8 protein-coding genes are annotated in these 12,769 nt (G+C 69.7%); 4 read left to right on the top strand and 4 right to left on the bottom strand.

The features are described from left to right. Positions 1-4 precede the first annotated feature (4 nt). From AC3WW4_RS03255 to AC3WW4_RS03245, 3 genes are all read right to left on the bottom strand, one after another. Positions 5-1,342 carry an efflux RND transporter periplasmic adaptor subunit gene (locus tag AC3WW4_RS03255; protein ID WP_488826960.1) on the bottom strand — a complete coding sequence of 446 codons (1,338 nt, stop codon included), beginning with the start codon at positions 1,340-1,342 and terminating at the stop codon, positions 5-7. A gap of 82 nt (positions 1,343-1,424) precedes the next feature. Next, positions 1,425-2,354 carry a ParB N-terminal domain-containing protein gene (locus AC3WW4_RS03250; protein ID WP_488826959.1) on the bottom strand — a complete coding sequence of 310 codons (930 nt, stop codon included), beginning with the start codon at positions 2,352-2,354 and terminating at the stop codon, positions 1,425-1,427. A 133-nt stretch (positions 2,355-2,487) separates the two neighbouring features. Beyond that, a complete protein-coding gene (locus tag AC3WW4_RS03245) occupies positions 2,488-2,856 on the bottom strand; it encodes a hypothetical protein (RefSeq protein ID WP_488826958.1) in 369 nt (122 codons plus the stop codon). A gap of 213 nt (positions 2,857-3,069) precedes the next feature. Here AC3WW4_RS03245 and AC3WW4_RS03240 point away from each other — a divergent pair, with 213 nt between their 5' ends. Continuing rightward, a complete protein-coding gene (locus AC3WW4_RS03240; protein WP_488826957.1) occupies positions 3,070-7,356 on the top strand; it encodes a CHASE domain-containing protein in 4,287 nt (1,428 codons plus the stop codon). 5 nt (positions 7,357-7,361) lie between these two features. Continuing rightward, on the top strand, positions 7,362-8,312 hold the full coding sequence (locus AC3WW4_RS03235; RefSeq protein WP_488826955.1) for a diguanylate cyclase domain-containing protein: 951 nt from the start codon (positions 7,362-7,364) through the stop codon (positions 8,310-8,312). A 13-nt stretch (positions 8,313-8,325) separates the two neighbouring features. On the opposite strand, the gene AC3WW4_RS03230 is transcribed toward AC3WW4_RS03235, so the two are convergent. Continuing rightward, positions 8,326-9,219 (bottom strand): LysR family transcriptional regulator, encoded by an 894-nt coding sequence (locus AC3WW4_RS03230; RefSeq protein WP_488826954.1) that lies wholly within the window; start codon positions 9,217-9,219, stop codon positions 8,326-8,328. 163 nt (positions 9,220-9,382) lie between these two features. Between AC3WW4_RS03230 and AC3WW4_RS03225 the strand changes: the two genes are divergently transcribed. Both AC3WW4_RS03225 and AC3WW4_RS03220 read left to right on the top strand, forming a co-directional pair. Further along, positions 9,383-11,500: a 3-hydroxyacyl-CoA dehydrogenase NAD-binding domain-containing protein gene (locus AC3WW4_RS03225; RefSeq protein WP_488826953.1), complete on the top strand. Its 2,118-nt coding sequence runs from the start codon at positions 9,383-9,385 to the stop codon at positions 11,498-11,500. A gap of 53 nt (positions 11,501-11,553) precedes the next feature. Then, a complete protein-coding gene (locus tag AC3WW4_RS03220) occupies positions 11,554-12,756 on the top strand; it encodes an acetyl-CoA C-acyltransferase (RefSeq protein WP_488826952.1) in 1,203 nt (400 codons plus the stop codon). Positions 12,757-12,769: the final 13 nt, after the last annotated feature.

The raw sequence follows: 12,769 nt of genomic DNA, 5'->3' as shown, positions 1-12,769 counted from the left end.
CGTTTCAGCGGCTGAAGGTTTGCGAGATGCCGCCCTCGGCACGGTCACGCGAGACACCGTCATGGCCAGCGGCTGCACCGGCCTTGGCCGTGGCCGACTCGGCGCGCGACTGCGCACGCACCCGGGTGCCCGGCGCCACGGTCGGGTCGAGTAGCACCTGCTCCCCCGCGCTCAGACCGCTGCGCACTGCGACCTGATCCAGGGTGCGCAAGCCCAGCGTCACGGTGCGCAGCTGCGCCCGCCCTTCGGCCAGCACCAACACGGTGGCCCGAGCGTCGGCGGCACGGGTCGGCGCGCCGTCAGCGGGCTCACGCACCGCCTGCAAGGGCAGCGCCAGCACGGCGGCCTCCCGAGCGGTGACGACCTCGATGGACAGGGTCATGTCTTCGCGCAAGAAGGCGGGGCGCTCGCCCTGCAGCCGCAGCGTCACTTCGACCGCGCCGCTTTGGGCATTGACGGCCGGGGCGAGCCGGTCGACCACGGCCTCGAAAGGCTGATGGGGGTAGGCATCGGCCAGCACGGCGGCGCGTTGGCCGACCTGCAACTGGCCGAGGTAGCGCTCGTCCACCTGGGCGACCAGCTCGGTGGGGCCGTCGACCGACAGGGTCAGCAGGCTTTTGCCGGCCTGCACGATCTGGCCGGGTTCGACGCTGCGCACCAGCACGCGGCCCGGGCCGGGGGCGCGCACGGTGGCCTGGTCCAGCTTGGCGCGCGCTACTTCGACGGCGGCTTTGGCGGCCGCCAACTGGGCCTGGCTGCCGGCGCGCTCGGCGCCTTGCGGACGGTTGGCCTGCACCTGCACACGGGCAGCGTCGCGCTGGGCGCGGGCCACGGCCACGCTGCGCTGGGCTTCGTCCAGGCGGGCCTGGCTGTAAAACTGCTGGGCGACCAGCTCGCGGGTGCGGGCCAGGTCGCGCTCGGCCTGCAGCACGGTGGCCTCAGTCTGCGCCAAAGTGGCTTCGGCACTCGGCAGGGCCAGAGCCTGCACGCTGCCCAGTCGCGCCTGGGCCTGTTGCCAGCTGGCCTGGGCCTGTTGCCAGGCGGCACGCCATTCGTCGGCCTCCAGCTCGATCAGGGCATCGCCCTGGGCGACGAGGTCGCCTTCGCGCACGCGCACCTGTTGCACCCGGCCGGTCAGGGTCACGCCCACATCGACCCGGGCCGGGGTCTTGACCCGCCCGGTGAACTGCAGGGTGCGCACCAGGGGCTGGGACGCCACGGTGAGCACGGCAACGGGTTGGGCCCGGCTCCACAGTCCGGCGGCGATCAGCCCCAGCAGCAGCACGGCGGCGATCAGCCACCAGCGAGGTCGGGTCCACCAGGAGGAAGACGATGCGGTCATGTCAAGGCGGTCAAGGGGGTGAGTCGGGGATGAGGGGGGCCGAACTCAAAGTGTGCCCGAAATCACCGCCCTGGCCATCGCGTCAAAACGGCGGCAATCCGGCGTCAGTCGACGCGGCATCGCCGGCGCCCGCTTGGGTCGCTTGGGCGGCTTGCCAGCGTGCCTGCCAACGGGCGTTCTCGGCGCGCAGGCTGGCCACCGTCTGCAGCAGGCGGGCGATGGTGGCGTCCGGGGTCTCGCCGGGGCGGGGGTCGTCGTCGGCATCGCCCTGACCCTGTGCGGTGTCGGCATCTGCGGAGGGGCCATCGTCCGATTGCGGAGCCCGGGCCACGCGCGCGGCGGCACGGGCCTCACGCACCTGGCGGGCCGCCTGTTGCAACTCTTTCTTGCCCCCAGCCACGGCAGCCACCTGCTGCTCGACGGGCAGCGAGGCCACAGTGGCCGCGGCATTGATCGAGATGGTGCCGGCCTTGACCGCTTCGACCAGCTCGGGGGCGGCGGCCTTCTGGATTTTCTCGATCTGGGCGACGGTGGTGCTGCTCAGGCGGGCCACGCGGGCGAGCTCTTCTCGGCTGGGCACTGCGGCCTTGGGCACGTCAGCGTCGCCGCCCTCACCCGCCTCGCGCTCGGCTTGCGCCGCGGCGGCTTCGGCCTGGGCCGCGGCCACGCCCGCCTGCACGGCCTGGGTGCGCGCGCTCAGGATCTCTTTCTTGCGCAGCGCCAGCACGCCGCGCTGGAAGTCGGACACGCTGCGCCGGCCCAGGTGCTGATCGATCATCCACAGGTGCACGTCTTCCATGCAGGTGAAGCGCGGGTTTTGCACGGTCTGGAACGGCAAGCCGTGCTTGCGGCAGATGCCGTAGCGGTTGTGCCCGTCCACCAGCACCTCGCCCCACAGCACCAAGGCATCGCGGCAGCCTTCGGCCAGGATGCTGCGCTCCAGCGAAGCGTGCTCCTCCGGGGTCAGCGGATCGATGTAGGCGCGCAGTTCCTCAAGGACGGTGATGTTCATGGTGGGCAGACAGACAGGTAACGAGGCGACACGCGCCCGGGAAAGCGGGGCTCGACGTGACCGAAAGGGGCCACAGCCGAAGGGGCGCCATTGTAGTGAGCCCCCCGCGAACGACCGGCCCCGTCCCGGCGGCTCAGCCCAGGTCGAACTGCGTCCGCAGGGCCTCGCAGAACGCGGGCGTGCCGCTGAGCGACAGGCTCACGGTGTGGCGCGGCGTGCCGGGCGGCTGGGGCTCGACGGTGATGCGGCCGCTGCGCTCGTCAAAGCACAGGGACTCGGCGGCGGTGAACTCGCGCTGGCCTTGCAGGTCGTGGTCCCACTCGAAGCCTTCGGCCACGGGGCCGTGCCCATCGGGGAAGGTGCGAAAGGCCCAGGCCAGCACCTCGGCCACCTCGGCGTGCACGGCGGCCACCTGCGAGGGGCTCACCGAGGCCAGGGTTTCGAAGGTGCCGATGCCCTCGGCGTCTTCGCTGTAGTCAAATTCGAGGTAGTTCAGCGTCATGCGCGCCGAGCTTACGCCGAATTCGCCAGTGCCGCGTGTGGGGCAGGGGGCACAGGCCCGGCGCCGGCCATCGTCGCAACTTAGCCCCATCACCCCGGTCGCGCCATGGTGGAGAGGTCTGAGTCCGCACAAGCCCTGTGACCGAAAAGCCGAAACGCCGCCCGCGCCGCCACCGACCGGGTGACAATCACCGCACGTTCACCGCCCCGCGACATGAAGCTTTCGACCCCCTACATTCGCCTGGTTCTGGAAATCACCCTCGCGGCAGCCCTGATCGAGCTGGTGATCATGCGGGTGGTGCCGCTGAGCCTGCCCGGCGTCAGCGGCTGGCGTGAAGCGGTGGCCGATGCGGTGCTGCTCGTGCTCGCCCTGGCCCCCATCGTGTGGTGGCGCAGCGTGCGGGCCTTCCAGCGCCATGCCCGCCAGGGGGGGCACCCGACCCTCGCGCTCGATGCGGCCGGCAGCCTGGGCCTGAGCATGATCGTGCTGACCACCGGCATGCTGCTGAGCCTGTGGGCCGGCCAACGCACCGGTGCCACCATCGAAACGCAGGCCCGTGAGCGTTTCGAACGGATTTCCACACGCCTGGAGCAAAGCATCCACCAGCGCTTTGCCATGCCCCTGTTCGGCCTGCGCGGCGCGCACGGCACCCACAACGCCAGCGAGAAACTCGACCGGGCCTCGTTTCGCAACTATGTCTACGCCATCAACCTCGATCAGCAGTTCCCGGGCGTGCGTGGCTTTGGCTACATCGTCAAGGTGCCGCGCAGCGAGCTGAGCGAGTTCGAGCGCGCCGAACGCGCCGACCACGCCGAGACCTTCACGGTCAGCACGCAGGGCGACGCGCCCGATCTGTACGTGATCAAGATGCTCGAGCCCTCGGCCACCAACCAGGCCGCCCTGGGGCTGGACGTGGGATCCGATCCGGTGCGCCGGGCCGCGGTGCTGAGCGCCATTGACAGCGGACAACCCACGCTGACCGGGCCCATCACGCTCAAGCAGGACGAACGACAGCGCCCGGGCGTGCTGTACCTGCTGGCGCTGTACCACGGGGCCTCCCCGCCCCTGAACGCGGCCCAGCGCCGCGAGCGGCTGGTGGGCATCTACTACGCGCCCATCGTGATCGACGAGCTGATGCAGGGTCTGTTCGACACCAGCGACCGACAGCTCAACATCAGCCTGAGCGACGAAACCGATGTCGCCCCGGTCGAGATGTTCCGCGCCGACGGCCCCGACGCCAGCGAGTTCGGCCAACGTTTCACCGCCCAGCGCACGCTGTCGATCGCCGGGCGGCAGTATGTGCTGCGCACCCAGGCCAACGCCGCGTTCGAGCAGCGCGTGGACCGCAGCACCCCGAGCTGGATCGTGCTGGGCGGCTCGCTGCTGAGCGCCTTGCTGGCCCTGGCCACCTGGATGCTCGCCAGCGCCCGGGCCCGCACCGAAGCCCATGCGGCCCGGCTGACGGCCGACCTCGAACGCCTGGCCGAGGTGGCCCGCCGCACCTCCAATGCCGTGATGATCACCGACCCAGAGATGCGGATCAGCTGGGTCAACGAAGGCTTCACGCGCCTGTACGGCTACAGCTTTGACGAGGCCAAGGGCCAGCTGATGCGCACGCTCGTGGGCACCCCCGAATGCCCGGCCGATCGGCTGGAACAGCTCGACACCACCCTGGCACGCGGTGAAGGCTGCCGGGTGGAACTGCTCAACCGCGGCAAGGATGGCCACACCTTCTGGATCGACACCGAGATCCAGCCCCGCCGCAACGCGCAAGGCGAGCTGTTGGGCTTCATCGAGATCGCCCAGAACATCTCCGACTTGAAAGAGGCCACCCACCGGCTGGAGGCCGCCCAACGTGAAACCGACGCCTTGCTGCGCACCCTCAATGCACACGCGGTCATCTCGGTCACCGACCGCACCGGGCACATCGTCGAGGTCAACGACGCCTTCTGCGCGCTGAGCGGCTACAGCCGCGCCGAACTGGCGGGCCAGACCCACCACATCAACAACTCGGGCGTGCACGACCGCGCTTTCTGGGCGAACCTGTGGGCCACCGTCACGGCCGGCCGCCCCTGGCGCGGCGAGATCTGCAACCGCGCCAAGGACGGCTCGCTGTACTGGGTGGACAGCGTGATCGCCCCCTTCCTCGATGCCGACGGCCGGGTCGAGCGCTTCGTCGCCATCCGCCACGACGTGACCCTGCGCAAGCTGACCGAGCAGCAGCTGCGCGAGACCAGCACCTTGCTGACCAATGTGCTCCATGCCGCGTCCGGCATCGCGGTGATCGCCACGGATGCCGACCTGGTGATCCGCGTGTTCAACAGCGGGGCCGAACACCTGCTGGGCTACCCCGCCAGCGAGATCGTCGGCCAGGCCACGCCCGTGCGCTTCCATGACCCGGCCCGCCTCGCCGCGCGGCGCGAGGCCCTGCGCGCGCGACTCGGCGGTGCCGAGCCCACGCCGCGACAACTCCTGATCGAGCCGGGCGTGCTGGGCCAGGTGCGCCATCTCAACTATGTCCGCCAGGATGCCAGCCTGGTGCCGGTGTCGATCGTGGTCACCGAGATGCGCTCCGAACAGGGCGAGCTCACGGGCTACCTGGGCATCGTCCAGGACCGCACCCAGAGCCTGGAGTACGAGACCTCGCTGCAGCAGGCCAAGCAGGTGGCCGAACAGGCCAGTGCGGCCAAGGGGCAGTTCCTGGCCAACATGAGCCACGAGATCCGCACGCCCATGAACGCCATCCTGGGCATGCTGCGCCTGCTGCACAAGACAACGCTGGACGCGCGTCAGCTCGACTACACCAGCAAGGCCGAGCGGGCGGCGCAGTCCCTGCTGGGCCTGCTCAACGACATCCTCGACTTCTCCAAGATCGAAGCCGGCAAGATGAGCCTGCACCCGCGCGCCTTCTCGGTGGCCCGACTGCTGAGCGACCTGCACGTGGTGATGTCGGCCAACCTGGGCGACAAGCCCGTGGCCCTGCATTTCGTGCTCGACCCGGCCCTGCCCGACCGCCTGGTTGGCGATGACATGCGCCTGCTGCAGGTGCTGATCAACCTGGGCGGCAACGCCATCAAGTTCACCCACCAGGGCCAGGTCGACGTGACGCTGGATGTGCTGTCGCAAGACGAGGAGCAGGTGAGCCTGCGCTTTTCGGTGCGGGACACCGGCATCGGCATGAGCCAGGACGCGCTTTCGCGCATCTTCGAAGGCTTCTCGCAGGCCGAAGGCTCGACCACCCGCCAGTACGGCGGCACCGGCCTGGGCCTGGCCATCAGCCGGCGCCTGATCCAGCTGATGGGCAGCCAGGTGCTGGTGCGCAGCGCGCCGGGACAGGGCAGCACCTTCTGGTTTGACCTCGTGCTGCGCCTGCCCACCGCCGCCGACGCCGACCCCAGCGCCCCGATGCCGCTGGACGCGCTCACCAACCCCCGCCGCCTCGCCGGCTGGCACCTGCTGCTGGTGGAAGACAACCCCAACAACCGCCAGGTGGCCAGCGAGTTGCTGGAAGGCGAAGGCGCCGAGGTCAGCATGGCCCACAACGGCGCCGAGGGCGTGCAGGCCGTGCTCAACGCCCCGGACCTGATCGACGCGGTGCTGATGGATGTGCAGATGCCCGTGATGGACGGCCTGACGGCCACGCGGACCTTGCGTGAGGCCCTGGGCGAGGCCGCGCCCCCCGTCATCGCCATGACCGCCAACGCCCTGCCCGCCGACCTGGCCGCGTGCCGTGAAGCCGGCATGGTGGCCCACGTCGGCAAGCCCTTCGACCTGAACCACCTGGTCGAGACCGTGCTGACCCACGGCCGGCGTGCCCCGGCCTCGGCCGCCAGCCCCCTGGCCATGACGGTGCGCAGCCTGACGCCGACCTTGCCCGCACTCGCCCAGGCCGAAGCCCAGGCTCAGGGCGTGGCCCTGGAGGCCGCCTTGGCCCGCCTGGGCCACCGCCAGGACGTGTACCTGCGCCTGCTCGCCCGCTTCTGCGAGGAGCTGCCCGGCGCGGCGGCGCAGGCCCGCCAGGACTGGACCCAGCGCGACGCCCACGCCTTGCGGGCCTGGCTGCACGGCTTCAAGGGCCTGGCCGGCACCCTGGGCCTGCAACCGCTGCAAGCGCTGGCGGCGGCGGCCGAGCAGGCCTGCCCGGCGCCCCTGCCCGAAGGCCCCCTCCCCGCCTGGCTGGCGCCGCTGCTGAGCGCCATGGACGCGGCCCACGCCCGCCTGCCCGCGCTGCTGGCCGCCCTGGCCCCGCCCCCGCAGGCCTCCTCCGACGCCTTGGCGCCCCTCGACCGCACTCTGTTGCACACACAGTTACAGGAGCTGATTAAACTGCTGCAACACTCGGACATGACCGCGCTCGACTGCCACGCCCGCCTTCAGGCCGCCCACGCCGCGGCCCTGGGCGAGGCATTGACGCCCCTCAACGACGCGATGGCCCAGCTGGACTTTGCCCGCGCCATCGAACACGGTCAGCATCTGCTGACCACCTGGCCCCTGGAGTGACACGGATGCTGCCTGTCGATGCCGCCCTGGCCGATCTGCTCGACGAGCCCGCGCGCAAGCCCCGGCTGCTGGTGGTCGATGACCAGCCCACCAACATCCAGGTGCTCTACCGCGTCTTTGCCGACGACTGCCAGGTCTTCATGGCCACCTCGGGCACGCAGGCCCTGCAGACGGCGCGACAGGAAAGCCCCGACGTCATCCTGCTCGACGTGATGATGCCGGACCTGGACGGCTACGAGGTCTGCCGCCAGCTCAAACAGGACAGCGCCACCCGCGACATCCCCGTGCTCTTCGTCACGGCCCACCACGAAGCCCAGGAAGAGACCCGCGGCCTGGACGCCGGGGCCGTGGACTTCATCACCAAGCCCATCAACCCGTCGGTGGTGCGCGCGCGGGTGCGCACCCACCTGACCCTCAAGCGCCAGACCGACCTGCTCAAGCGCCTGGTCTTCATCGACGCGCTCACCCACGTCTTCAACCGCCGCTACTTCGATGAGCGGCTGAGCGACGAATGGGGCCGGGCGCAGCGCACGGGCAAGCCCCTGAGCCTGATCCTGATCGATGTGGACTTTTTCAAGCAGTACAACGACGTGCACGGGCACCAGCGTGGCGACGAGGCCCTGCGCCAGGTCGCCCACGCCCTGACCGCGACGGCCCTGCGCCCCGGCGATGTGGTGTGCCGCTACGGCGGCGAAGAGTTCGCCTGCCTGCTGCCCGACACCGACCTGGACGGCGCCCGGCAGGTGGCCCAGCGCATGAAGCTGGCCGTGCGCGAGCTGGCCATCGCTCACCCTGCCTCAACCGTGGCCGAGGTCCTGACCATCAGCGCGGGCCTGGCCGTGCGCACCCCGACCTCCCAGGGGGATGCGGCCGCCTTGCTGGCCCTGGCCGACGCCCAGCTCTACCGCGCCAAGGCCGAGGGCCGGGCCCGGGCCTGCGAGGCGGTGCTGGACTGAGTCCCGGCCAGGCTCACGCCACGCGGCGCGCCTGCTCGAGCATGAAGTCGATGAAGGTGGACGCTGCCCGGGTGTGGTGCCGGTTGGGCATGTAGAGCATGTACATCTTGGTGCCGAAAATGCTGAGCTTCCAGTTGTCGAGCGCGGTGACCATCTCGCCGCGCTCGACCAGGTCCTGCACCACATAGTCGGGCACCAGGCCCACGCCCAGGCCGGCCACAATCGCCTCGCGCAGGAACAGGAAGTTCTCGCTGGTGAGCGTGGGCGACAGCGGCACCTCGTGGCGCTCGCCTTCCAGATAGGCCGCCAGGCGCAGCTGGCGCCCCACCACCGCCGAGGTGATCAGCGGCGCGCGCGAGAGGTCTTCGAGCGTGGCGGGCATGCCCTGGGCCTGGGCGTAACCGGGCGTGGCACAGGCCACGTAGCGCACCGAGCCCATGTCGCGGGCCACCAGGTTGTCGGGTGGGTCGGTCATCACGCGCACGGCAATGTCCACCTCGTCGCGCATCAGGTCGACGACGCGGTTTTCAAACACCACGTCCAGCACGATGCCGGGGTAGGCGCGCTTGAAGTCGATCAGCCAGGGCGCCATCACCAACTGGCCGTAGCCGCTGGGCACGCTCAGGCGCACCCGCCCCTGCAGGGTCTGGCCCAGGGTGGTGACGGTTTCGCGGGCCGCCTCCAGCTCGTTGCGAATCTGGCGGCCGTGCTCGTACAAGCGCAGGCCGATCTCGGTGGGCTCGATGCGGCGGGTGGTGCGGCGCACCAGTTGCTGCCCCACGGCGCGCTCGAACTGGTTGAGGTGGTAGCTGACGTTGGCGCGGCTCATCTTCAGGCGCCGGGCGGCCTCGGAAAGGTTGCCAGCGTCGAGGATTTCGACCAACATCGACAGGGACTGCAGTTCCATAGCGCAAGAGTGCGGCCCGTTGAGCGGGCCAACTGTCAAATTTCGCTTGACAGTCTGTCAATGCTTGATGGGATTGTCAAGACAGCGCCCCTGCCGAACAATCCGTGTCAACCTGCTGGCCATCCGGCCCGGGTCGTTTTCTGCCCCAAGAAAGAGACACACCATGGAACCCACCGCTGCCGCGCCCGTTGTCCAGACCACCGTGAGCAACCACATTGCCCTGGTGACCCTCTCCAACCCGCCCGTCAATGCGCTGAGCACCGCGGTGCGCCAAGGTCTGCAACAGGCGATCACCGAACTGAACGCCAACGCCGACGTGCACGCCATCGTGATCACGGGTTCGGGCAGCAACTTCATTGCCGGCGCCGACATCCGCGAGTTCGGCCTGCCGCCGCAAGCCCCCTCGCTGCCCGAGGTGTGCCAGCAGATCGAAGCCTGCGACAAGCTGGTGATCGCGGCCATCCACGGCGCCGCACTCGGTGGAGGCCTGGAGATCGCGCTGTCGGCCCACTACCGCGTGGCCGTGGAAACCGCCAAGCTGGGCCTGCCCGAAGTGAACCTGGGCCTGCTGCCCGGCGCGGGCGGCACCCAACGCACGCCCCGCCTGATCGGTGCCGCCGCCGCCCTGGACCTGATGCTCAGCGGCCGCCACGCCGGCGCCAAGGAAGCCCTGCGCCTGGGCCTGATCGACCACCTCGCCACCAGCGACGACATCGCCGCCGAGGGCATCGCCTACGCCCGCAGCCTGCTGGCCGATGGCGCCCCGGTGCGCCGCAGCGGCGAGCAGACCGCCGCCCTGGCCGACCGCGCCGCGCAGCAAGCCGCCATCGACGCCGCCCGTGCCGACGTGGCCAAGAAGAAGGGCCTGTTCTCGCCCGCCAAGATCGTCGACTGCGTGCAAGCCGCCCTGGACCTGCCCTTTGCCGAAGGCCTGGCCGTCGAGCGCGAACTGTTCACCCAGTGCCTCCACAGCCCGCAGCGTGCCGGTCTGGTCCACGTGTTCTTTGCCGAACGTGAGGTCACCAAGTCGCCCGAGACCCAGTCCGCCCAGCCCCGCCCCTTCCAGAAGGTGGGCGTGATCGGTGGCGGCACCATGGGCGCCGGCATCGCCGTGTCCCTGCTGGACGCCGGCTTGAGCGTGACCATGATCGAGCGCGATGACGCCGCCCTGGCCCTGGGCCAGTCGCGCGTCGCCAAGGTGTACGACGGCGCCATCGCCAAGGGCCGCCTGAGCGAAGAAGGCAAGGCCGCCATCCTGGCGCGCTTCCACGGCTCGACGAGCTACGACGCGCTGGCCGATGCCGACATCGTCATCGAAGCCGTGTTCGAAGACATGGGCGTCAAGAAGGCCGTGTTCGCCGAGCTGGACCGCGTCTGCAAGCCCGGCGCCGTGCTGGCCACCAACACCTCCTATCTGGACATCAACGAAGTCGCCAACAGCGTCTCGCGTCCGCAGGACGTGGTGGGTCTGCACTTCTTCTCGCCGGCCAACATCATGAAGCTGCTGGAGATCGTGGTGCCCGCGAAGGTGAGCGCCGACGTGGTCGCCACCGGCTTTGCGCTGGCCAAGAAGCTCAAGAAGGTGCCCGTGCGTGCCGGTGTGTGCGACGGCTTCATTGGCAACCGCATCCTGGCCGTGTACCGCCAGGCCGCCGACTACATGATGGAAGACGGCGCCTCGCCCTTCGAGATCGACGCCATGGTGCGCGCCTTCGGCTACCCGATGGGCCCGTACGAGATGAGCGACCTGGCCGGTGGCGACATCGGCTGGGCGACGCGCAAGCGCCGTGCCGCCACCCGTGACCCCAAGGCCCGCTATGTGCACATCGCCGACAAGCTGTGCGAGCGCGGCTGGTTCGGCCAGAAGACCGGCCAGGGCTGGTATGTGTACGAAGCCGGCAGCCGCGGCGGCAAGCCCAACCCGGCGGTCGAGCCCATCATCGCCGAAGAGCGTGCCAAGGCCGGCGTGACCCCGCGCACCTTCACCCGCGAAGAGCTGGAGCGCCGCTACGTGGCCGCCATGGTCAACGAGGGCGCCAAGGTGGTGGCCGAGGGCATCGCCCTGCGCCCGCTCGATGTGGACGTGACCCTGGTCTATGGCTACGGCTTCCCCCGCTACAAGGGCGGCCCGATGAAGTACGCGGACATGGTCGGCCTGCCGCAGATCCTGGCCGACATCGAGGCCTTCGCCAAGGAAGACCCGCTGTTCTGGCAACCGGCCCCGCTGCTGGTCAAGCTGGTGCAAGAGGGCAAGAACTTCGACAGCCTGAACCAGGCCTGATCCCGCTCGGCCTGAACCGCCGCTCACCGCCCAACATCCAGGAGACCCGCATCATGCGTCAAGCCGTCATCGTGTCCACCGCACGGACCCCCATGACCAAAGCCCACCGGGGCGAGTTCAACGTCACCCCCGGCACCACGCTGACGGCCTTTGCCGTCAAGGCCGCGGTCGAGCGCGCCGGCATGGACCCGGCCCTGATCGAAGACATCATCATCGGCTGCGGCTACCCCGAAGGCCGCAGCGGTCGCAACCTGGGCCGCAACAGCGCCTTGCGCGCCGGCCTGCCGCTCACCATCGCCGGCGCCACCGTCAGCCGCTTTTGCGCCTCGGGCCTGATGGCCGTGGCCACCGCGGCCAGCCGCATCATCGTGGACGGCGCGCCCGTCATGGTCGCTGGCGGCATGGAGAGCATCTCCGGCCTGCGTCGCCCGGAAGGCACGGGCCTGGAAACCGGCATCGACCCCTGGCTGCTCGAGCACAAGCCCGATCTGTACATGACCATGATCGAGACCGCTGACGTGGTGGCCCGCCGCTACCAGATCAGCCGCGAAGCCCAGGACCAGTTCTCGCTGGCCAGCCAGCAAAAGACCGCCGCGGCCCAGGCCGCCGGCATCTTCAAGGACGAGATCATCTCGGTGACGACCACCATGGGCGTGACCGACAAGGAGACCAAAGCGGTCTCCTACCAGGAAGTCTCGATCGACCACGACACCTGCAACCGTGCCGACACCACCTACGAAGGCCTGGCCAAGCTGGCCCCGGTGCGTGGCCCCGACCAGTTCATCACCGCCGGCAATGCCTCGCAGCTGTCGGACGGGGCTTCGGCCTGCGTGCTGATGGACAGCCAGGAAGCAGAGCGCCTGGGCCTGCAGCCGCTGGGTGCCTTCCGCGGCTTTGCCGTGGCCGGCTGCGAGCCCGATGAAATGGGCATCGGCCCGGTGTTCGCGGTCCCGAAGCTGCTGGCGCGCCACGGCCTGAAGGTCGAAGACATCGACCTGTGGGAAGTCAACGAAGCCTTCGCCTCGCAGTCCATCTACTGCCAGCAACAGCTGGGCATCCCCGAAGAGCGCCTCAACGTCAACGGTGGCGCCATCTCGATCGGCCACCCCTTTGGCATGAGCGGCGCCCGCATGGTCGGCCACGTGCTACTGGAAGGCCGTCGCCGCAAGGCCCAGGACCCCAAGGTCAAGTGGGCCGTCGTGACCATGTGCATTGCTGGTGGCATGGGCGCCGCCGGTCTGTTCGAAATTTTCTAAAACGCCCCGAGGA

It is taken from the genome of Aquabacterium sp. TM01 (assembly GCF_057808345.1).
This window is presented reverse-complemented; position numbering and strand designations above follow the sequence as displayed.